The following is a 20,988-nucleotide window of genomic DNA, read 5'->3' on the forward strand; positions in this document are numbered from 1 at the left end:
ATTAAATATAATTAGTATCATTCATAGATTATCTAAAATTTAAATAAAAAATCGTGGTATTATGAAACAATCAATAAAAGTCTATTTAATAGTGTTTCTAATAATTGCAGTGATTGCATTTGTTTTAAGTAGTGCCTTTGCTAGCGTGGCAGTTATAGACAATTCAAATGCCAAAAAATTAGCTGCAATTGAAAATGACTCATTTGAACCCCATCAGATAAATGATGTGCAGGTGATAATTCCAAAAGTCGAAAACAAAACGAATACTACGATAATTTCAAACATAACAAATGAGATAAAAGAAGTGGCAAACGATACCTTGAACGGATTATTAGGGTGATTGAATGACTGAAAAAAGAAAATTCATAAGAGATAGCGTTTATGGAGATATCAGCTTATCTAAATTCGAAACACAAGTAATGGACATGCCCCAATTTCAAAGAATAAGAAGAATAAAACAGTTAGGATTAATCAGTTTAATCTATCCCGGCGCAAACCATACCAGATTCGAACACTGCATCGGAACAATGAATCTGGCATCAAAGCTTGGAAACGAATTGGATCTTAGCGAAGACGAAGTGGATCTGGTGAGAATTTCCGGCCTTCTTCACGACATTGGACATGGTCCGTTTTCACACGTATCAGAAGGAGTATTGTCCTTTCCTCATGAAAAGCTTACGGAATACGTAATAGAAAAGACGTCAATGCATGATCTACTGGATGAAAGGTTCAACACCAAAGACATCATTGAAATCATTCACGGTGAAGGACACCTCGGGCCGATAATCTCCGGGGAACTGGACGTTGACCGGATGGATTATCTGCTTAGGGATTCACACAATACCGGCGTTGCATACGGAGTTATAGACTACGAAAGGATAATATCCAACCTGCAGTTAAATGACGGACTGGTTCTGGACATCAAAGGAGTTCAGGCCGCAGAAGGAGCTTTAGTGTCAAGATATTTCATGTATCCGAGCGTCTATCAGCATCATACGACCAGAATCGTCAACTCAATGTTTAGAAGAGCACTTAAAAGAGAAATCGATTCCGGAAAAATCAACGAAAAGGACATGTACAAATACGATGATTCAGACATTATCTCCCTTTTCAGGCAAAGCGATGATGAAATCGTAAGAGACTTCATAAACAGGCTTGACAACAGGATAATACCGAAAAGAGTGAAAACCATAAGGCTGAATAACTTCAAGACTCCCGAAAAGATATACAAGATAAAACAGGAAACCTTAAGAAAAGCTGAAGAGGAAATAGCTGAAGACTTCGATATGGACAAGAACTACGTCTTCATCAACATTGCCGAATATCCTCGCTTCGATGAGATGAAAACCCAGGTAAACGTAGATGAAAGACTTTATCCTTTGACTGAAATCTCAAACATTATAGGAGCGCTGAGCAAGGCAAGATTCAACATACCTGACATCAGCGTTTACGTTCCGATTGAAGAAAAGGAAAGGTTTGACAAACTGAAATTGAACCACTACCTGGACCTACCTGAAGTGGACAGGGAAAAGTTCCACGGAATACATTACGATCAGATGAAACTGTTTTAGGAGAATAAGATGATAGTTGTTGCAATAACCGGAGCAAGCGGAGTAATATATGGAATCAGACTGCTTGAAGTATTAAAAGAGCTTAAAATAAAAAACAGCCTTGTAATAAGTGATGCCGCTAAAACAGTAATCAAATCCGAAACCGACTGGGAGATAGAAGATATAATTAAACTGGCCGACAGCTATTACGAATTCGATGACCTGACGGCTTCCATCAACAGCGGTTCATTTAAATTTGACAGCCTGGTCATTGTGCCATGCTCCATGAAGACATTATCCTCAATAGCAAACGGATATGGAGACAATACGATTACAAGGGTTGCGGACGTAAGCCTGAAGCAAAGGAGACCGACCGTGATTGTTCCAAGGGAAACTCCCCTCAGGACAGCCCATATAAGAAATATGCTTACCTTATCACAAGAAGGAGCGATAATATTGCCTGCAATGCCGGGATTCTATTCCGAGCATGACAGCGTCGACGACCAGATAAATTTCATTGTCGGCAAGATATTGGACTCCTTAAACATTGAAAATAACTTATTTAAAAGGTGGGAATGAATGTTAGAAGACAAGGATTTCATAAAATCATGCGATGTACCCGGACCTACAAAGGAAGCCATTAGAGCCATAATACTTTACAAATCAGATGTGAAGGCCGGCGATAAGGTAGTTGACGTGGGCTGCGGAACCGGAGGCATTACCTGCGAGTTTGCCCAAAGGGCCGAAAGCGTTACATCAATTGATATAAATCCTGAAGCTATTGAAATGACTCAAAAGAACCTTAAGAAATTCGGACTTGGGGACAACGTTACACTGATATGCAACGATGGAGCCGAAGCCTTAAAGGATATCGACAATATGGATATTGCCATTGTCGGCGGCAGCGGCAAGAAATTAGAGGATATTCTTGATTTGGTCGACTCCAGATTGAATTCCAAAGGAAGAATCATAATTACCGCAATACTGGTTGACACCAAAGTAGAAGCGGTAAACAAGCTTAAGGAGCTTAATTATAATCCTCAGATTATGGAAGTCAACATCTCAAAGGGAAGGGTTCTTGATCGTGGAATTATGATGATGAGCGAAAATCCGATAGCGATAATAACAGCTAAAAAAAGATAAAATTTGGAGATTATAAAATGAATGACCATAGCAAATGGAAAATCAAGTTTTCGATAATAATGGTAATAGCAATAATTGTTATCTACGGGTCAAATATACTCATTTTGAAAGACCCAGAACATGTCATTTCATATATATGGACACATTTGGGTTTTATTCCTGTAGATATACTTGTTGTAGCATTTTTGCTTGATGAAATCATAAGCAAAAAGGAAAAGGAAGCGATGATGGAAAAACTGGATATGATCATGTCCACATTCTTTTCAGAACTTGGAAACGATTTGATTAAACAGCTGAACTCCGTCAATCAGCACAAGGCGGATACCAGCTATCTTGAAAGCATCAAGAACTGGACCGACAAAGACTACGAAAACAAGCTGGAAGAAATCAAAAACATCAACATACCATTCAAGGCAGATGTAGCCCCTGAAGACAGAGAAGAATATTTAACCAACATGAGAGATTTGCTCATAAGCAAAAGAGAGTTTATCGTTGGTCTTCTCAACAATACCAACCTCCTTGAAAAGGAAGAGTTTTCACAGCTATTGAATTCAATCCTTCACCTGGATGAAGAGCTTGAACACAGACCTGACTTAAGCAACATCAGCGACGTTGACTTCAATCATTTAAACGGAGACATGCAAAGGATTTACAACAAATTAGTTCACGAATGGATTTACTACCTCAAATACCTAAACAAACATTATCCTTACATGATTGCATTAATCATACGTACCAATCCTTTCGATGAAACGGCAGAAGTATACGTAAAGGAATAAGAAACATGAAATCAGGCATTATTTTATGTGGAGGGCAGAGCAGAAGAATGGGTCAGGATAAGGGATCTATGATTATTCAAGGCCAACCCATGATTAAATACATACTTTCCACATTAAATAATGAAATAGATGAAGCCCTAATTGTTTTAAATGATAGTAATCGGATTGAAAAATACGGCGAATTTATCAATCCCGATGACTATTCATATGAAATAAGATTCATTGAGGATAAAATCAAAAATAAAGGCCCGATTTCAGGTATCCTGACGGGTCTTGAAAACATCAGAAGCGAATATGCAATAGTATTTCCATGTGACAGCCCCTACGTTAGTGAAAATACTGTTCGAACTCTTTTTAGTGAAATTGAAGAAAACAAACAGGCAATCGTTCCATACCACGACGAGGAAAACAAATTAAAAACTTCAGAACCTCTCCATTCAATTTACGCAAGAAACGTTGCTCCATTAATTAATGAACTGATTTTAAAAGATTCCCTGCACATAAAGGGACTGATAGAAAAAATAGATACGAAATTTGTTTTGATAGATGATAAAAAAATATTAAAAAAAGAATTTAGAAATCTAAATCGTCCAGAGGACTTATAGATATTCAATTAATTCTTTAGTTTTTGAAATTGCAGTATTTACAGCTGCAAAAATGTCGTCTTTGGTTAATGGGTGTGCTCCGCCTTTCTGCATGGCACAGATTCTGCCTTCGCGGGTAACGCCGACATTCAAACGGGCGCTTGCAACACGTTCTTCGGATAATGATGGGTCTAAAACCATTTTGTCACCAATTTTAACGAAAGTGCACATTGCAACTTCATTATTGATTGGTAATTCAAAGGTATTTTCCTCATCAATGACAACCTCATCGTCGACAATGCTTGCGGTAGGCAATTTAGTGCTTTTAAGAGCAGCCATTACTGCAAGTTCAGCGGCATCAAAGAGATTTCCGCAGTTGTCGATAATGTGCAAGTCTATGAATAACATCCATACATGTTTGCCTTCCTCTACACAGAGCTTGTCCAGTTCGACCAGTTCGCTTTCACGGATTCCCCTGTCAACGACACGTGCAAGTTCGATTGAATCTTCACTAGGTGGTCCAGGCTCAAAGGTCGGATCAGCCATTGGCAACATTTCACAATTGGTCATTAATACTCCAAGATCAGGAGTGTCAGGGAATGGACTTCCGAGTTGTGGTTTAATACCAACAATAACTTGAGTTCCGCCCAATTTTACTCTTGCAGAACCTTCAGCTTTAGAAATAACATCAGTTTCAATAGAAATATCCCTATATTCGTCAAGTGCCCTGCCGTCTTCCCTTTTGTCGTTAACGATAAGGCTTGTAATACTTTCTCTTGTAATTTCCGGTACTATATCCATTTTAAACACCTATTCTGTAGAGTATCTTTTCATTAATGCTTCTTTTTGAAGCTCACTAACTTTCTTACATCCTTCCATAGCCAAATCAATAGCTTTTTGGAATTCTTCTTCGGATAAATCCCCATCACTTTGAAGCAAGGTAATTTCACCGGTTCTTGGCATCATTGCGATAGGAACATCTGCTTGACCTTCCTTATCTTCAACTTCGGATAAATCCAGAACAACTTCATCGTTAACTTTACCTGCTGCACATCCCACAACAATGTCCTTCATAGGAACTCCTGCGTCAACAAGTGCAACGGAAGCTGCAGTGATTCCTGCACAACGGGTTCCACCTTCTGCTTCGATTACTTCAATATAAACGTCAACCATTGAACGTGGGTAATTTTCCAACATTAATGCTGGCCTTAACGCATCAGCGGTGATTTTTGAAATTTCAGAAGACCTTCTGTCAGGACCAGGCCTTTTTCTGTCATCCACTGAAAACGGTGCCATATTGTATCTGCATCTAATTACACCGGTATTCGGTTCAAGCAATCTTCTAATATATGATTCTCTAGGCCCATAAACAGCGACTAAAATTTTATTTCCACCTACTTCAAGGTAAGCAGAACCGTCAGCACGTTCAAGAACGCCTGCTTCAATTTTTATAGGACGTAATTCATTGTACTTCCTACCATCTTCTCTAATCATCTCAGACATCTTAATCAACCTCATCACTAGAATTATCGATTATTTAATATAAATGAATTATTATTTGAGTTATCGCTAAGGGATAAGTTCTTATCTTTATTCTGGTTTTTCTTTTTGAGTTCTTCAATAACTGCATAAAAACTAGGTTTATCCTCAGCATCTTCTTTTTCAGCTTCAGCCTCTTCAGCCTCTTCTGCTTCTTCTACTGCAGCTTCGGTCTCTTCAGCTTCTTCTGCTTCTTCATCTGCAGCTTCAGCCTCTTCACTTTCAGCTTCTTCAGCCACTTCTTCAACTTCTGAAGCTTCGGTTTCTTCTACAACTTCAGCTTCTTCAGTCTCTTCGCCAGCTTCAGCTTCCTTTTGGGCTTCTGCAAGTTCTCTTTCCTCTTGCTCTAACTCTTCCTTAAAGTTTTGGAGTTTAGGTTTTTCCAATACGAATTCCTCTTCTGTTTCTTCAGGAGGCAATTCGCCGTCAATGGCTAAACACAATTTGTTTTTAATTTTGTTGGTTAGGCCGGAAGTGTGAGCTTCGTCTTCAATCAGATGGATAATTCTGCGGGTAAGCTGTTCCATATCTTCGTTTCCTTTAACCCAGACAAGACCGTTTTGACCAACGACGATTTTACATTTGGTTTTGTCCTTAATCATGTTGATCATGGATCCTTTCTTACCGATTAATCTAGGAACTTTGGTCGGGGAAATGTCTACAATAATTCCGCCTTTGAATTTACCTAATCCACGTCCTTTTAAGCCTAATTTGGCTTTTTTAACTTCGTCTACATCAATTACTCTTAAGAAAAGTACATCACCTACGTCATATACTTTATTAAGTTCTTTTTTCTCCCTACCGAATACTTCAAAAGCAGGCAAGATTCCTGAATATGGAGAGTTAATGTCAACGTCCCACATTGAGAATTTGACATCTTTAATCTTACCGATTACAACGTCTCCTTTTTTAGGAACATATTTGCTTTTGAGGGGAGTTACTCTTATTTTCTTATTTCTTAGAGAAACTAAACCGATTAAAGAAGAGCATACTTTGCCGTCTTCTTTGAAAGTTCCTCTTCCTGGATAATATTCGTCATCTGCCAATATTTGACCAGGAATAACTAAGTCTTTATTTTCCACATATATCATAAATATCCCACTCTATGAATATTATAAACGTTATTTGATAGTTCTTGTCTCCGCTTCACCGCCTGAGATTTCAGCCATTTTGGCAGCGAAGTTATTCTGAAGACCGCCAGGCATTTCGATTATTCCAATCCATGAGCCGTCCTGCTGCCATTCTTCATTAATTATTGTACCGAAACCGTTGATAACGGAATAGGCACCGCCTGCAGCGGAACCCGGTAAACGAACAGCCACTTTAACTTTCTCGAATTTGATTGGAATTAGCGGCTTGATGGCTTTAAGGGCAGTCTGAACCTGCTGGTCTACGGAAATGAACGGATCGAATTTCACTTTTGCCTCATCACATGCATTTTCTATTCTCTGTACAGGATGAGGTAATCCGTTTTGAGGATTGATAGCCTCTTTAGCTATCTTATTGATTACAAGTTTCCTTTTATCGTCCTGCATCTTTCTCTTCTGGTCTGCAGTCAATTGGACGGTCCCCTTTTCGAGGATGATTTTGGAAACTTCAATAGGATCTGTAGTTTCAAATATCTTATTCATGGCTTCATCGGAAGCCTTGTCTCCCTTTTTGGAGTCTTTGAAAATTTCTTCAACAGCTAAAAGATCTTCAATGGCAACATCCTCTCCATCAGGATTTCTGTATTCGGCTGCCAAATCAGGGTCAACCAATATCTCGAAATGTTCACCACTATAATCGTATTTAGCTATTATTGCCTCATCAACATTTACCATTGAAACATCTCCTAACTACTGAAAATATAAGAAAATATTTATTCGTCGTCGATATCGTCGGAATCGTCAACTTCCTCTTCTTCTTCATCTTCAGCTTCATCTTCAACTAAAACTTTTTCAATGTAGGCGGTTACTTCCTCTTTTGAGAGTTTGTTGTATTCGCCGTCTTCCTTATTAATGATAGCAATTTCAAGATTGTCGGAAGTGTTTTCATGTTCTGTAGCTTCATTGATTGCAGTTAAAGCTAAAGCGATTGCGTCATCAATTGATAAGTCTTCTTTGTATTGTTCTTCAAAAATATCCATTGCTGCAGACCTTCCTGAACCGATAGCGGTTGCCTTGTATTCAATTAAAGCTCCGCTAGGATCGGTTTCGAAGAGTTTGCATACGCCGTTATAGACTCCGCCGATAATTAATGCGGAACCGAATGGCCTTACTCCACCGTTCTGGGTGTACAATTGCAGCATGTCACATAATTTCTTAGCTAAGCTGTCTACCCTAATAGGCTCGGAATAGGTTATCTTATTGATTTGAGCTTCCACTCTTGCCCTTTCGACCAAAGCTCTTGCATCAGCAACAAGGCCTGAAGTGGCAGCGCCGATATGTTCATCTATTTTAAAGAGTTTTTCGATAGATGTTGATTCCACTAAGGTAGAAGTAGTTCTTTTATCTACTGCTAAAACAATACCATCAGGGCATTTTACACCAATTGATGTGGTTCCTCTTTTAACAGCTTCTCTTGCATATTCAACTTGGAAAAGTCTTCCATCTGGGCTAAATACAGTAATTGCCCTATCATATCCAGCGTTTTGTAAAGGTTGCATAATATTACCTCACATATTTAAAAATATTTTATAAATATAATTTCTTTTCAACTACAAAAAATACAAAATTAAAACCAAATCTCCATGAAAAGGTACTTTTAATTTTAATCATGAAATATAATTAAAATATTTTTTTCTTTTTTCCATAAATCCAATTGATATTTATATATTTAATACATTAATAAAGTTTTCTATTTTAAAATAACAAAAAGTAATTAAATGTATTTCGAACATCCCTTTATGGTTCCTGAAATGCCGATGCATGTGATGGAAATTCGTTTTCTGTCACTATTATGGACCAATGCCAGACTGGAGCGGACTTCATCTTCAAAATCCCTCTGGCAGCGAAGTATTGCCTTATACTCATTGAATAGAGAATCATTTTCAGATTCAATCAGCTCTATTGTCCATAAATTAAAATTGGAGGTGTTGTTTTCGCCCTGGAAACGGACGCATGCGTCCCAAACTATGGAAGTGAAATCGTTTTTTGCAATCTCCGTTTCGGATTTGACGTCTAAAACAAGATAATGATTGTGCTTTCTCTGTGATTTGGGAAGGACTTTAAGTTTCATCTATTCCACCACCCTTACGCCTGTTAAAATCAGGTTTTTGCGGTTGCTGTTGAAATTCAAAATCCCTTCGGCGGTTTCAAATGCCTTTTCAACTTCAAAATCATTTAAACCTGTTTGGGCAAATACCGCCATGAAGTCGTGGACGGTCCTTATGTCATAGACGGACTCTGCTCCGGACGACAATATTAACGGAAACTTATATTTTCTGTGCAATCTGTAAATGTCCCTGAAATTTGCCAGAACCTTTGACCTGTGGGATAGGTATGAATTCAGGATATCCGAAAATACGATTTCCAAAGCCACATTGTTTTCTTTAGCTTCACGGGCCAGGATATGGTTAATGCCTGCGTCATAGCGCTTGAAGTATGGCCTTGACAGCACGTCAATCTGAACGTTTTCAAGAACTGCCCTGTTTACCTTCAGGTTGCCTCCAAGAACTGAAATGCAGGAAGATTTGCTGCGATATTTTCTGGCAATCTTTCTGATTTCTGAAGGGTTATTTGATTTAATGTATAAGGTATAGTCAACGTCAATGAAATCCTTTAAATCATCTTTTAAATCGTCTTTAAATGATAGAGCATCTTCATAATCATTTTGATCGTATGAAAAGCTGACATGCTTCCAGCCATATTTGGAAGCTTCCATAGCCAACTCTATATTTTCACCGTAGCTCTTTCCCCTAATATTTAAATCAAACATACTAACCTTTTAATATTTCATATATTATTAATTTTACTGAAAAAGGAAAAATCACTGATAGCTGTAGAAGTCAACCTGCCAGCTGACCGTTTCATAGTAGTCAATCGTGAATGTCACCGGAGATGAGGACGTGTATGACAGTGAGTTTGATCTCGTCTCTACGTCGCTTGTTGAACCCCAGTCAACACCTGCAGATTCCCCGTTGGATCCCGTTACATACAGATGATTGGTTGCGTAATTCTTGATAGGAAACGCAGATAACTTAACCATAATCTGTCCTGCAGGAACACTGACGGACTGGCTTCCGCTTCCGGAACCCGAATAGCTTCCAATCAGCTTCCATTCCTTAGGCTGGCTTGCTGTTGTAGTTGTAGCAGGCTGGCTTGAACTTGACTGCTGGGAAGAGGAAGTGTTTGGAGCTGAATCGTTTGACCCGCTGCTAATCGGCTGCTGCTGTACGGCACTGGCCTGTTCATTGTTATTGGAAAGGGTAAGATAAGCAATTGACAACGCCAAAATAGCTATGACAACAATCAATACGGCTATTATTATTTTGGAATTGCTGCTTTTCGACTGCTGAGACACATTCGGTGTGCTTTCCAGAGGATTGCCGCATTTGCTGCAGAACTTGGCTTTGCTTTTGTTTTCATACCCGCAAGCTTTACATTTCATAATTCACTCAAACTCTTAAATTTCTATAATAATTAATTTGATTTTCATCAAAATTATATATTTCTAAAATTTGTTGAATTGCCTTAAACACAATATAATCATATTGTTTAATAATTATGTTAAAAATATATAATTATTGTGTTAACTTTAAAAAATAGACAAACTAGTAAAAAATATTTTAATAATCTGAACAATAAATAAATTTGGTCATGTAAAGTAAATAGTGTTTATACAATTAGCATTTTACACACAAGAAATAACTAATCAAATAATGTACAAAAATATACTATATTGAACAAAATACAACATAATTTGAGTAAAAATATGTTACATTTGCTAAACTCTTTTATACTAGAACATATAAAATAATTAAGTATGACTAAAGAAAATGACGAGCTTTTGAAATTGACGTCCTACGTTCAAATTTCCAAGTATAGAGAAAAGACCTTGAAATCTATTGGCGATGATGTGAAAATACCAACAAACATCGCGAAAGACAGCGGCATTAGAACCAATCACATTTCAAAAGTACTTAGCGAACTTAAAAATAAAGAAATTGTTGAATGCATAAATGAAGAAGCTCGCAAAGGAAGACTATACCGATTAACTGACACCGGTAAAGAAGTATTAGATACCATAAAAGACAAAGAAGATTAATTTAATCTTCAAATTTAATTCTAATATGTTCTAACTCAAATCTCGCTTCTTCATTAGCGTATAAGCTTTCAAATGAATATGCCATCAGCCCAATAAACAATCTATTTTTTTCTTCAATAGGAAATAGCCTGCTGTCGGCATAAGAAACTATTTCCTTTTTAGAATCAATGAAATCCCTTTTAAACTGCAGTTTAATTGACTGGCGCAATTTTTCATTGATAGGTCTTTCCAGAAAATGAATGAAATCATTAGCATAGGAATTTCCCAGGATAATAAAATCTTCAATATCTTCCATACCAAGACCCATATCCATAACGCACTTTTCAAATGACCTGAAGTTCTGGAATTCCAAAGGAATGAACCTGTTTTCAACGGTATGGGCACAATACTCATTGATGATTTCTATTTCAGGCACAGTTAAAAAATACTCGATAAAGCTTTTTATGAGAGAAGACTCCTTTACGTCAAGGATTTCGCACAGGAAATTAACGCTTACATCAAACAACAGGAAATGAGCCAGCTCATGAATGATGGTGGAAATCTGAAGGGAATCATCCAGGCGATCATCATAAAATATTACATTTATTCCGTATTCACCATGAACAACACCGCTGGATTTCGGAATGGTCGGGGCGAAGACATTTGCAATCTGCAATACCTTTTCCTTAGGAGTCTTTCCATTGATTTCAGCATAATCAAGCTTTCCGAATATTCTATTCAGGATATTAATGTATTGGCTATTTGTAATCTTTGCGTTAAGAATCAATGACCGGTTATGTTCACTGAAAAAGACGTCAAAGTTATCAATGGCTATTGGAAATATATCTTTTCCGCAATTAATGCAGGTTGAAGCTGAATCGGGATTTTTCCTGCCGCAATAAGGGCAGATGTTTTCATCAATTATCCTGCATCCGCAATGGGTGCAGTAATTATTTTCCTTCAGGTTGAGCGTTCCGCAAACTTCACAATTCTTCATTTAAATACCGTTCCAAATATCTTTTACCGATTTTACCGTTTTTGAAAATGATTTTTTACGGTTGATTAATTTTCTAACGTTCTTGCCGCAGTGGGAACAGAATTCAGTGTCGAAATCCAGTATTTCACCGCAGCTACATACTATTCTCGTTGTCAAAATACGTTCGGGATTGAGATGTCTTTGACAATATTGACAATAGCTTGCATTAAAAGGGTTTCTGTTGCCGCAAACGCAGATTATTTCAATCATCTCTTCATTTAAACTGTTGCCGCATTCGATGCAGAAATCTGAAGTTGCATCATTTAAAGTTGAGCATACGCACAGCTTTTTGATATCGCTGATTCTGCCATAATTCCGTAATGGAAGTCCGCAATTTCTGCAGAACTGGCTTTCCTCATCGTTTTCTTCACCGCAAAAACAGAAAACCGGATTTTCGAACTCAAGATTGAAATTGCTGTAGTTGTCATCCTCTTCATTTTCATGCAGTTTGCGTCCGCACATGTCGCAGAATTCGCTTTCATATGGATTAATAGCTCCGCATTCGCAGACGATATCCCTATTGACAACAATATTATCGATGTCGAGTTTGGGCTTTTCAACTTTTCTTATCAGTCTGGACAAACCCTTTTCAAAGCGCTTAACCCCGCAGTGATAACAGAATTCGTTGTCGATTTCATTCAGATAGCCGCATGAACATATGTCATAGTCAAAATCAGCATTAACATTAATGTATGGTGAAAAGTCAATGTTTACATCGAAAAAGCCGATATTATGGACTGGAGGGGTGAAAGTGTATACTTCATTATTATCCTTTGAAATCGTTTTGGCACCGCATTTAGAGCAGTATTCCTCATTCGGTACCAATCTCTTTCCGCAATTGGGACAATAATTCCAAAACCCCATAATCCACCAGTTTATAATTTGGATAATGATTTAATCTCGTTTACTATTTCAGTCAGTATATCTTCGCCAAGCCCTTCAATGTACTTTACTGAACCTGCACATTCATGTCCTCCTCCATCAACGCCTGCTGAAGGCACCTTAACTGCCAGGTTTGAAACTATATCATTAACGTTGAAGCCGAATTGTGCATTAACAGCATCGGTAGCCCGAAATACACCGAAATCCGGACCGTGTCCTAAAGTGACAATAGGCTTGTCTTCACCCAGCTCTTTAACTACCCTATCATGGACAAAGCCGCAGGTCTTTCCCGGAGCCGGAAACGTGAATTTATGAGCATATTTTTCAACGTCGATCATGTTGAAATAGATTCCGTTTTCAAACTGGGTTTTCCTGATGTTCGGAAGTACAGCCTTAAGCTGGGTATCGATTCTCTTTTCATATTCCTTGTATAGAGCATCAATCATCTTATAATGCTTATCGAAATTGTCTACCGCAAGAATCGTGTCCATTATTCCCCTTCCGTTCATGAACCTTAGGAAATAGGATTCAAAATCAATACATTCGGCCACTTTTGCCAGATGTTCCTTTGTAAAGTCCTTTTCATAGGCAAGCTCCAGATACTGGTAGACTTCACCGCATTCAGCACGGTCTCCCAAAGCCGCAATGGCCGGCAAATGCTGAATCAATTCCTTAATTTCAGGATTTACGATGTGAGCGACTTCCGCTGCAAGAGCTCCTGCAGTCAGCTGTGAATCCGCTCCGACAAGATATGGGTTTACGTGGGTATCGACATATTCATCAACTGCAACCGTTGCGCCGTAGATTTCGCCGTCCATTTCGTCAACGGTCAGCAATTCTCCAGGAGAGTGGTGATCTATAACGATAACTTCAATATCATAGATTTTGGCCTGCATTAACGCCACGATATCCTCTTCGGTTGAACCGTTGTCCAGCAGGACTATTAACGGCAGTTTCTGGCCATGCCTTTCCTGGTCTTCCAAAGCGAATGACAAATCCTTTACGACATCTTCAAGTTCATAAAAAGGAGCTTTTGATGGAGAACGCTTGAAATAATAATACTGCGCATCATTGCTTGGGTTGATTTCCTCAATTAACGGAACGACTGCCTTTTCCATAGCAACTCCTGCGCATATTCCGTCAGCATCATTGTGATGTCTAAGCAAAACTGTCCTGCCGTCGAGAATGGCCCTTCTGATTTTGTGGGCTGCTTCCCTCATCTTTGGTTTGAGCCTGTTTAAAACGTCACTCTTGACAAGGAAATCGACGTCTTCAGGTTCGGCCTTCTTGTCTAATGCCTCATCTATTAATTTTAATATGTCGTCTTTCTTGCTTCCTTCAAGTTTTGTCATTGAAGATGACTCGATTTGGGTTTTTCCGCCATGCTGGTTGACTTCACCTATGATTTCAACGGCATCGCCTTCTGAAACCTCAGGATATGCTCTGACGCCCGCTTCATCAAAGGCGGCAACTTCAGCAACTCCGGTTTCATCGGTAACCGTAAATATTGTAGGGCCTGAAGTCTGCTGTACCTGAAGGACTTCACCGTCAATGCGAACCATTCTGCCCATTTTGCTTTCCAGATCATCCACAACGGTTCTTGGAATTGATTTTGTTAACCTGATGATTCTGTGGTTTCTGACATATGCTGGGGCGAAATCGATTTTTCCTTCCCTGGATTTGATGGAAGTTATGAATACGATTACTTCCTCTCCAACCCTATATCCGGAGACCTCTCCTCTCATCAGCCCCCATACGTTATTGTTCAGGCTGATGAAAGCGCCGTATTTCTCGATTCTTGTGATCTTACCCTTGTACAGCTTGTCACGGTCAAGATCCCTCATTTCGCACAAGGAATCCAGGACATAAACGTCCCGGACCTCGTTTTCACGGGCAATACGTTTTTCTTCTTTTTCCTTTCTTTCCTTACGTTTGGCGCCGCATTCCGCGCAGATATCGTATTTTTCGTCTAAAGGCTTTCCGCAGTCACGGCAGACATTAACCTGACCGCTTCCACCACAGTAAGGACAATCTTCATAAACTTCAACCTGGCCTTTTCCATTGCAGACCTCGCATGGAATGTCTTGCTCTGCACCTAAATCAAATTTGGCTCTGGCATTACTATTGACTCCCTTAAAATGATTTCCAACATCAAAGGAGTCTTCTTCATATCCCGTCCCGCCGCAAGCGGAACATTCCTTATAATCAACAACAACAGATCCAGAACCGTTACATTTTGGACAATTCTTTTTCAATTTAAAAACCTCATTTGAACAAATCGGGATTCTTTTTTACCAAGTCATTTCTGACGTTCTGAAACTCAAGAGCCTGATTCATCAATTCGTTGGCCTCATAGGCATAGCTGTTACCTGTACTGTTGCGGTAACTTTTATAGCAGCCGATAGCATCCAACAAATAATCCGTAGCATTCATCTTAAGCTCAAGCTCACTTAAAACCGTATTTATATAATTCTTATGAACATCATCATCGACAGAGGTTAAATTATCCCTAATACTCTCTAACTTAATTATGCTCTGATTAAAATTATTTTTGGCTGAAATAGCCTTGTTTTTTGATTCATCGTAATTTTTACCATTTAACAAATCGACAGCCTGATTGTAATCTGAATCGCCGGAGGTTATGCTATCGCTAATATCCGGCATGACTGCATTAATACTGCTTTCAGAACTATACAAATAGATTACAGCAACTGAAAAAACGATTAAAATAAATATAAAAATTATTACACCAGTATATTTTGACACAATATACTATCTATAAAAAGGCATTATTAAAATTTGTTATAAAATTAAAAAAAAGAAGAATTTTAAGATAAAATCTTAAAATCTATTCGCTGGACCAGAGACCGTGTAAATTACAGAAAGCAAATGCTTTTACATCATCAGTGGAGTTTACTGTGAAGGTTGCTTCTGCAACATCACCTGGTTTGAAGCATTTTACATATAGTTCTGCGCCTGCTTCAACAATTAAGAATTGAATGTAGTGATCATCATCCATTGGATGAGCAGCTTCGCCGACTTTTACACTTACTTTATCACCGTCAATTTCAACTACAGGTTTGTGTTTAGGAGATTTTTCTCCTTCGGTCTGTGCAGGGAATTCGAACATGTGTGTGTCACATGTATCGCCATCACCTTCAGCTAAAACTTGGATAATACTATCACATTCGTCACATTTTAATATTTTTGCCATATTATACATCTCCATAAAGTAATTAAACTTACTTTATTTTTTAATGTATATATTATTATTGTTTTCTATTGGTTACTTTCACGATAGTTTTCAATAGCTGCCTGAAGACCGTCGGCGGCCAAGTTTGAACAGTGCATTTTGATTGGTGGAAGTCCATCAAGTTCCTCTGCGACGTCATTACGTGAAATGGCAAGGGCTTCGTCCAAAGTTTTGCCGACAGCCAATTCGGTAATCATGCTGCTTGTTGCGATTGCCGCACCACAACCGAATGTCTGGAAACTGATGTCCTCAATCACGTCATCATCATTAACCTTAATGTAAATTGTCATTAAATCTCCGCATGTAGGGTTTCCTACAGTTCCGATGCCGTTTGCATCTTCCATTAATCTGCAGTTTCTAGGGTTTGCGAAGTGATCCATTACTTTTTCTGAATAATCCATGTTTAACACCTCTTACAAGTATCGCTGTGTTTTTTACACATTATATTATCGTAATCAAGTTCCTGATTCCATAAAGGAGACATTTGCCTTAATCTTTGAACAGACTCTGCAATCGTTTCAACAAATGCGTCAACGTCAAAGGCATCGCTTTCTGGAGCAAGTGAAATCCTTAAAGATCCGTGAACATCAACGGGATCCAATCCCAATGCGGTCAGTACAGGAGAGGCTTCCAGCTTATTTGATGAGCATGCTGAACCGGTTGAGGCCTGATAGCCTTTCGCGTCAAGCAGGAGAATTAATGATTCCCCTTCAATGGCCTTGAACCTGAAGTTTACAAGGTTCGGCAACCTGTTTTCGGCATCACCATTTAAATAAGCTTCAGGAATAGTGGTTAGAACCTTGTCAATCAGCTCATCCCTGATTGCTGAGAGTTTATCATAGTGTTCATCCAGTTGGGCGGCTGCAAGTTCGCATGCCTTACCGAATCCGACTATTCCAGGAACGTTTTCGGTTCCTGCCCTGATGCCTTTTTCCTGTCCTCCTCCATGAATTAGAGGAACGACACGGGTTCCTTTTCTAATGTATAATGCTCCAACACCTTTTGGACCGTTAATCTTATGTGAAGATAAAGAAAGCAAATCGACATTTAATTTCTCAACATCCACTTCAACTTTTCCGAAGCTTTGAACGGCATCCGTATGGAACTTGATGCCTTTTTCGCGGGCGATTTTACCGATTTCCTCAATTGGCTGGAGGGTTCCGATTTCATTGTTTGCATGCATTACAGTAATTAAAATCGTTTCATCGGTTATTGCCTCTTTCAAGTCTTCAATCTTTATTATACCGTTTTCATAAACCGGCAAATAGGTTACTTTAAAATCAAGTGATTCTAAAAAGTAAAGAGTTTCCTTAATGGCAGGATGCTCGATTTCTGTGGTAATTATATGTTTACCTTTTTTAGCCAGTTTAAAGGCAATGCCCTTAACCGCCAAATTATCGGATTCAGATCCGCCACCGGTGAAGAAAATCTCTTCAGGCTTTGCGTTAATTGCATCAGCCACTCTTTTACGAGCCAATTCCAAAGCCTTTTTTGATTCACGTCCGATTGAATAGAGAGTGGAAGGGTTTCCAAACTCCTCTTTGAAATATGGCAGCATTTCTTCAAAAACTTCCTCGCTGACCTGTGTAGTTGCTGAGTTATCCAAATACATTCTTAATCTCCAAATTGTTTTTTAATATAGTTAAAACTTCATTTTATATAAATTTTAAGTGATTAAAAGGTAACCTAGTCAATGGCATCCAAAGCCTGACTTAGGTCATCAATTAAATCATTGACATCTTCCAAACCGATTGATAATCTGATGAAATCAGGAGTTACGCCGGTTGCTTCCTGTTCTTCAGGAGTCAATTGCTGATGCGTAGTACTTGCAGGGTGGATTGCAAGACTTTTTGCGTCTCCGATATTTGCAAGGATTGAGAAGAGTTTTAAATGTTCAATGACTTTTCTTCCTGCTTCCTCTCCACCTTTAACACCGAATCCTAAAATTCCAGCGAAATTGTCTTTCAAGTATTTTTTGTTGATTTCATAGGTTGGGTGTGATTCCAATCCAGGATAGTTAACCCAGTTAACTTTAGGATGGGATTCAAGGAATTTAGCGACTTTCAAGGCGTTTTCAGAGTGTCTTTTTACACGTACGTCCAGGCTTTCAAGTCCCTGAAGGAAAATGAAGCTGTGTACAGGTGCCTGAGTAGCTCCGATGTCTCTTAATAACCTTGCCCTTGCCCTTACGGTAAATGCAATGTTTCCAAGTTCAGGAACGTCTCCGAATGAATCCCAGAAGACCAGTCCGTGATAACTTGGATCAGGTTCTGAGAAGTTAGGGAATTTTCCGTTGCCCCAGTTGAATTTACCTGAGTCCACAATATATCCTCCAACAGCAGTTCCATGTCCTCCTACATATTTGGTTGCGGATGCTGCAATGACATCAGCACCATGTTCCAATGGTCTTACCAAACCTACACCGATTGTATTGTCGACAATTAATGGAATATCATGGCTGTGTGCGATTTCTGCCAATGCTTCAAAGTCCGGCACATCCAGTTTTGGATTACCGATTGATTCTGCATAAATCGCTTTTGTCTTTTCATCGATTGCATCTTCAAAAGCCTGCAAGTCCTGTGAATCGACAAATCTTACTTCACGTGCCAAATCCTTTAAAGTGTAGTCGAACAATTGATAGGTTCCTCCGTAAAGGTTATCGGCTGATACTATGTTGTCTCCAGGCTGTGTAACGTTCAATATTGCGTATGTGATTGCTGCAAGACCACTTGATGTTGAAAGACCTGAATTTCCACCTTCAATGGCGGCAATTCTTGCTTCAAATACATCGCTGGTTGGGTTAGTTAATCTGGAATAAATTTGTCCAAATTCTTGAAGGGCGAATCTCCTTGCAGCTTCATCTGAGTCCTTGAATACATACGAAGTTGTCTGATAGATAGGCACCGCCTGAGCTCCGGTTACAGGATCCGGCTCTTGGCCTGCTCTTACACCTAAAGTTGCTAAACCATAACTTTTTTCATTACTCATAAATATCACCTTTTAAAAATTTTTTTTGAATTATTACATGTGCATTCTAAAAATATGTCACGTGTTATAATTACTATATAACAATAGTTATTTTTAGTATATAAAAGTTTTGGTTAACCTAAAAATTTTGAGAAAAATAGTTGTGATATAATATAACATATGTTATCATACTATATAAAGATTGTTATATTTTTTAGGGAAGAGATTGAACTACCTCAACTTGTAGAAGTCAAGATAGTCCCATAGGAAATGTTTCCAAAATCTAAAAGAAATTCCTACACTACCGAATTATTAATAAAAGCTAAAAAAATTAGTTAGCGCATATTAATTACATATTCTATATTATTAAATCCCAATACTTCACTAACTTTGATGTTATCCTGCGAAAAGGATTTTTCAATATCATTCATTACTTCCCTTTTTCCTTCATCCTTCATATTGATAGTTATTTTATCATCATAGTCAATCAATAGTATTTCCACATGCACTTTTTCATTGTTTGAATCAAAAATGGTGTTTATTATCTTATCCAATGTTTCAATAGATGAATTATCTGCATTCAAACTCTCCAAATGATTAAACATTTCAGATTTCACAGCATCATTTTTGCTTTCTAAAGTATAATTTCTAGTTTTTTCAATTAATCCCTTTCTAATGAAAAACAATCCATAATATTCGCTGTCCTTTCTTTCAACTATTTTCACATAAATGGCAACAACAACTATTGATAGAATAAACCCTAACGGGAAAGATAGCCAGACGCTGGTGATGCCAATGTAGGGATATAATAGGTATGTAAACATTAACGGTCCTAGAAATTCTGAAATGATTGTAATGATTCCGGATTCCACAGTTCTTTCAATTCCTTCATAATAAAACAACAGCATAGTTGAAAATGCCATAGGTATGAATGCCAATGAATATATCCTAATCGCATTTTCCACCAAACTATCATTAGGCATTTGGTGAAGTTTGAAAAACATTAATAATCCATCAGGATATACTAACAGAAATACAGTAAATATCACTGAACAAGCTAATGTTATTAAAACTGAATTTCGCACAATATGATTCAGATTATAAAAATCATTTTGCGCATAATAAATAGGAACAATGGAAGATAATGTTTCGGCGAATCCCATGATTAAAATACTTATTATCAACAATGCACTCACACATACATTGAATATGTCCAAACCTAACTCTCCTAAAACTCCGCTGACAATCAAATTCATGACATAAATCAATAATACATTAAAAAAGCCCATACTTGCGCCCGGAAGACCTATTTTAATTATTTCAATTGTTGAGGTTATCCAAGTCCTGAATTTCAATTTGGATAAAACGAATCTGAAAGTTCTTTTTGAATCAAAATGATATTTTAAAATACACATTGATCCAACTACATAACCTATCAACATTGCAAGTGATGCTCCTTCAATACCCATATGAAAAACACCAAGAAACAGATAATCTAGAATTATGTTGATAATGTTTACAAGAATAATTACTCCTGAAGCAAAATTTGGTTGTCCATCAACACGAATAAACTGACATAAAACCCCCAATATAGTCGCAATCGGGAAACAAATGAATAAATATACACTATATGCGTCTACATAAGGTAGCGCCCCTGCAGTTGGATGCAATAGATTAATTAAGGCATCTTTAAATAAAAAGCATGCCACTAAAATCAAAGCGGATAGAACTATTGTTGAAAGCATTGAAGTTGTGAAATAATGATTGCTTCCGTCTTCATCAAATTCCGCCTTTTTGTTTAAAGCTAAAATTTGGCCTCCCAATCCAAATAACCATTCAAATATTGTAATTAACAATACCAAAGGTTCTAAAACCTGTAAAGCCGCTTGCGCATTGTGTCCAAGGAATGTTGAAACAAAACTTGCATCAACAACTGAAGCTATGTTTAAAGCCATTGCTATAAGCAATGACGGCAACAACAATTCCCTGAATTTATGAGTAATAATTTCATTTGACATACTATTCACCA

At 38.0% G+C, this 20,988-nt stretch carries 23 protein-coding genes and 1 pseudogene; 7 read left to right on the plus strand and 17 right to left on the minus strand.

What is annotated here, in order from left to right:
* Positions 1–61 precede the first annotated feature (61 nt).
* From F3G70_RS01945 to F3G70_RS01970, 6 genes are read left to right on the plus strand one after another with little or no spacing between them, the layout of a single operon-like run.
* On the plus strand, positions 62–340 hold the full coding sequence (locus F3G70_RS01945; protein WP_149731029.1) for a hypothetical protein: 279 nt from the start codon (positions 62–64) through the stop codon (positions 338–340).
* A gap of 4 nt (positions 341–344) precedes the next feature.
* The gene (locus F3G70_RS01950) at positions 345–1,571 is read left to right on the plus strand and encodes an HD domain-containing protein (protein ID WP_149731030.1); all 1,227 of its coding nucleotides are present in this window, start codon (positions 345–347) and stop codon (positions 1,569–1,571) included.
* Between the two features lie 9 nt (positions 1,572–1,580).
* On the plus strand, positions 1,581–2,129 hold the full coding sequence (locus F3G70_RS01955) for a UbiX family flavin prenyltransferase (RefSeq protein WP_149731031.1): 549 nt from the start codon (positions 1,581–1,583) through the stop codon (positions 2,127–2,129).
* The gene (cbiT, locus tag F3G70_RS01960; RefSeq protein WP_149731032.1) at positions 2,130–2,693 is read left to right on the plus strand and encodes a precorrin-6Y C5,15-methyltransferase (decarboxylating) subunit CbiT; all 564 of its coding nucleotides are present in this window, start codon (positions 2,130–2,132) and stop codon (positions 2,691–2,693) included. It begins immediately after the preceding gene.
* A 17-nt stretch (positions 2,694–2,710) separates the two neighbouring features.
* Entirely contained in the window at positions 2,711–3,472 is a 762-nt protein-coding gene (locus tag F3G70_RS01965; RefSeq protein ID WP_149731033.1) for a hypothetical protein, read from the plus strand.
* Between the two features lie 5 nt (positions 3,473–3,477).
* Positions 3,478–4,077 carry a molybdenum cofactor guanylyltransferase gene (locus F3G70_RS01970; protein WP_149731034.1) on the plus strand — a complete coding sequence of 200 codons (600 nt, stop codon included), beginning with the start codon at positions 3,478–3,480 and terminating at the stop codon, positions 4,075–4,077.
* Here F3G70_RS01970 and rrp42 read toward each other — a convergent pair.
* The 8 genes and pseudogenes from rrp42 to F3G70_RS02010 all read right to left on the minus strand — a co-directional run bounded on the left by rrp42 (position 4,072) and on the right by F3G70_RS02010 (position 10,185).
* Positions 4,072–4,857 carry an exosome complex protein Rrp42 gene (rrp42, locus tag F3G70_RS01975; RefSeq protein WP_149731035.1) on the minus strand — a complete coding sequence of 262 codons (786 nt, stop codon included), beginning with the start codon at positions 4,855–4,857 and terminating at the stop codon, positions 4,072–4,074. The genes F3G70_RS01970 and rrp42 overlap by 6 nt on opposite strands.
* Positions 4,858–4,866: 9 nt before the next feature.
* Complete coding sequence (gene rrp41 / locus F3G70_RS01980; protein ID WP_149731036.1) at positions 4,867–5,559, minus strand: exosome complex exonuclease Rrp41; 693 nt, start codon at positions 5,557–5,559, stop codon at positions 4,867–4,869.
* A gap of 299 nt (positions 5,560–5,858) precedes the next feature.
* Positions 5,859–6,686, minus strand: a pseudogene (rrp4, locus tag F3G70_RS01985) (exosome complex RNA-binding protein Rrp4); the annotation flags it as partial.
* Positions 6,687–6,716: 30 nt separating this feature from the next.
* On the minus strand, positions 6,717–7,418 hold the full coding sequence (locus tag F3G70_RS01990) for a ribosome assembly factor SBDS (protein WP_149731038.1): 702 nt from the start codon (positions 7,416–7,418) through the stop codon (positions 6,717–6,719).
* Between the two features lie 38 nt (positions 7,419–7,456).
* Complete coding sequence (psmA, locus tag F3G70_RS01995) at positions 7,457–8,242, minus strand: archaeal proteasome endopeptidase complex subunit alpha (RefSeq protein WP_149731039.1); 786 nt, start codon at positions 8,240–8,242, stop codon at positions 7,457–7,459.
* Positions 8,243–8,457: 215 nt separating this feature from the next.
* Entirely contained in the window at positions 8,458–8,814 is a 357-nt protein-coding gene (locus F3G70_RS02000; RefSeq protein WP_149731040.1) for an Rpp14/Pop5 family protein, read from the minus strand.
* Positions 8,815–9,513, minus strand: a complete 699-nt coding sequence (gene rnp3 / locus F3G70_RS02005) for a ribonuclease P protein component 3 (protein WP_149731041.1) — start codon at positions 9,511–9,513, stop codon at positions 8,815–8,817. It abuts the gene before it with no gap.
* A 51-nt stretch (positions 9,514–9,564) separates the two neighbouring features.
* Entirely contained in the window at positions 9,565–10,185 is a 621-nt protein-coding gene (locus F3G70_RS02010; protein ID WP_149731042.1) for a zinc ribbon domain-containing protein, read from the minus strand.
* A 375-nt stretch (positions 10,186–10,560) separates the two neighbouring features.
* Between F3G70_RS02010 and F3G70_RS02015 the strand changes: the two genes are divergently transcribed.
* Positions 10,561–10,842, plus strand: coding sequence for a winged helix-turn-helix domain-containing protein (locus F3G70_RS02015; RefSeq protein WP_149731043.1), 282 nt, complete (start codon positions 10,561–10,563; stop codon positions 10,840–10,842).
* A gap of 1 nt (position 10,843) precedes the next feature.
* Here the strand turns inward: F3G70_RS02015 and F3G70_RS02020 are convergent, their stop codons facing one another.
* The 9 genes from F3G70_RS02020 to F3G70_RS02060 all read right to left on the minus strand — a co-directional run bounded on the left by F3G70_RS02020 (position 10,844) and on the right by F3G70_RS02060 (position 20,977).
* On the minus strand, positions 10,844–11,818 hold the full coding sequence (locus F3G70_RS02020) for a zinc ribbon domain-containing protein (RefSeq protein ID WP_149731044.1): 975 nt from the start codon (positions 11,816–11,818) through the stop codon (positions 10,844–10,846).
* On the minus strand, positions 11,819–12,721 hold the full coding sequence (locus F3G70_RS02025; protein WP_149731045.1) for a double zinc ribbon domain-containing protein: 903 nt from the start codon (positions 12,719–12,721) through the stop codon (positions 11,819–11,821).
* Between the two features lie 11 nt (positions 12,722–12,732).
* Complete coding sequence (locus tag F3G70_RS02030; protein ID WP_149731046.1) at positions 12,733–14,994, minus strand: DHH family phosphoesterase; 2,262 nt, start codon at positions 14,992–14,994, stop codon at positions 12,733–12,735.
* Between the two features lie 10 nt (positions 14,995–15,004).
* Positions 15,005–15,505 carry a hypothetical protein gene (locus F3G70_RS02035; protein ID WP_149731047.1) on the minus strand — a complete coding sequence of 167 codons (501 nt, stop codon included), beginning with the start codon at positions 15,503–15,505 and terminating at the stop codon, positions 15,005–15,007.
* Positions 15,506–15,587: 82 nt separating this feature from the next.
* Positions 15,588–15,869, minus strand: a complete 282-nt coding sequence (locus F3G70_RS02040) for a desulfoferrodoxin family protein (RefSeq protein WP_223165981.1) — start codon at positions 15,867–15,869, stop codon at positions 15,588–15,590.
* Positions 15,870–16,018: 149 nt separating this feature from the next.
* Positions 16,019–16,393: a Fe-S cluster assembly scaffold protein NifU gene (gene nifU / locus F3G70_RS02045; protein ID WP_149731048.1), complete on the minus strand. Its 375-nt coding sequence runs from the start codon at positions 16,391–16,393 to the stop codon at positions 16,019–16,021.
* Between the two features lie 2 nt (positions 16,394–16,395).
* Positions 16,396–17,604 carry a cysteine desulfurase NifS gene (gene nifS / locus F3G70_RS02050; RefSeq protein WP_149731049.1) on the minus strand — a complete coding sequence of 403 codons (1,209 nt, stop codon included), beginning with the start codon at positions 17,602–17,604 and terminating at the stop codon, positions 16,396–16,398.
* Positions 17,605–17,678: 74 nt separating this feature from the next.
* Complete coding sequence (locus tag F3G70_RS02055; protein ID WP_149731050.1) at positions 17,679–18,980, minus strand: O-acetylhomoserine aminocarboxypropyltransferase/cysteine synthase family protein; 1,302 nt, start codon at positions 18,978–18,980, stop codon at positions 17,679–17,681.
* 314 nt (positions 18,981–19,294) lie between these two features.
* The gene (locus F3G70_RS02060) at positions 19,295–20,977 is read right to left on the minus strand and encodes an MATE family efflux transporter (RefSeq protein WP_149731051.1); all 1,683 of its coding nucleotides are present in this window, start codon (positions 20,975–20,977) and stop codon (positions 19,295–19,297) included.
* Positions 20,978–20,988 lie beyond the last annotated feature (11 nt).

The organism is Methanobrevibacter millerae, assembly GCF_900103415.1.
GTDB lineage: Archaea > Methanobacteriota > Methanobacteria > Methanobacteriales > Methanobacteriaceae > Methanocatella > Methanocatella millerae.

Excerpts from the sequence above, each read along its gene's own strand:
- F3G70_RS01945 (WP_149731029.1), top strand. The coding sequence starts at position 62 with ATGAAACAATCAATAAAAGTCTATTTAATAGTGTTTCTAATAATTGCA.
- F3G70_RS01955 (WP_149731031.1), top strand. The coding sequence starts at position 1,581 with ATGATAGTTGTTGCAATAACCGGAGCAAGCGGAGTAATATATGGAATC.
- rrp41 (WP_149731036.1), bottom strand. The coding sequence starts at position 5,559 with ATGTCTGAGATGATTAGAGAAGATGGTAGGAAGTACAATGAATTACGT.
- F3G70_RS02015 (WP_149731043.1), top strand. The coding sequence starts at position 10,561 with ATGACTAAAGAAAATGACGAGCTTTTGAAATTGACGTCCTACGTTCAA.
- F3G70_RS02025 (WP_149731045.1), bottom strand. The coding sequence starts at position 12,721 with ATGGGGTTTTGGAATTATTGTCCCAATTGCGGAAAGAGATTGGTACCG.
- psmA (WP_149731039.1), bottom strand. The coding sequence starts at position 8,242 with ATGCAACCTTTACAAAACGCTGGATATGATAGGGCAATTACTGTATTT.
- F3G70_RS02060 (WP_149731051.1), bottom strand. The coding sequence starts at position 20,977 with ATGTCAAATGAAATTATTACTCATAAATTCAGGGAATTGTTGTTGCCG.
- rnp3 (WP_149731041.1), bottom strand. The coding sequence starts at position 9,513 with ATGTTTGATTTAAATATTAGGGGAAAGAGCTACGGTGAAAATATAGAG.
- nifU (WP_149731048.1), bottom strand. The coding sequence starts at position 16,393 with ATGGATTATTCAGAAAAAGTAATGGATCACTTCGCAAACCCTAGAAAC.
- F3G70_RS02055 (WP_149731050.1), bottom strand. The coding sequence starts at position 18,980 with ATGAGTAATGAAAAAAGTTATGGTTTAGCAACTTTAGGTGTAAGAGCA.
- F3G70_RS02020 (WP_149731044.1), bottom strand. The coding sequence starts at position 11,818 with ATGAAGAATTGTGAAGTTTGCGGAACGCTCAACCTGAAGGAAAATAAT.
- F3G70_RS02040 (WP_223165981.1), bottom strand. The coding sequence starts at position 15,869 with ATGTTCGAATTCCCTGCACAGACCGAAGGAGAAAAATCTCCTAAACAC.
- F3G70_RS01990 (WP_149731038.1), bottom strand. The coding sequence starts at position 7,418 with ATGGTAAATGTTGATGAGGCAATAATAGCTAAATACGATTATAGTGGT.
- rrp42 (WP_149731035.1), bottom strand. The coding sequence starts at position 4,857 with ATGGATATAGTACCGGAAATTACAAGAGAAAGTATTACAAGCCTTATC.
- F3G70_RS02010 (WP_149731042.1), bottom strand. The coding sequence starts at position 10,185 with ATGAAATGTAAAGCTTGCGGGTATGAAAACAAAAGCAAAGCCAAGTTC.
- F3G70_RS01965 (WP_149731033.1), top strand. The coding sequence starts at position 2,711 with ATGAATGACCATAGCAAATGGAAAATCAAGTTTTCGATAATAATGGTA.
- cbiT (WP_149731032.1), top strand. The coding sequence starts at position 2,130 with ATGTTAGAAGACAAGGATTTCATAAAATCATGCGATGTACCCGGACCT.
- F3G70_RS02000 (WP_149731040.1), bottom strand. The coding sequence starts at position 8,814 with ATGAAACTTAAAGTCCTTCCCAAATCACAGAGAAAGCACAATCATTAT.
- F3G70_RS01970 (WP_149731034.1), top strand. The coding sequence starts at position 3,478 with ATGAAATCAGGCATTATTTTATGTGGAGGGCAGAGCAGAAGAATGGGT.
- nifS (WP_149731049.1), bottom strand. The coding sequence starts at position 17,604 with ATGTATTTGGATAACTCAGCAACTACACAGGTCAGCGAGGAAGTTTTT.
- F3G70_RS01950 (WP_149731030.1), top strand. The coding sequence starts at position 345 with ATGACTGAAAAAAGAAAATTCATAAGAGATAGCGTTTATGGAGATATC.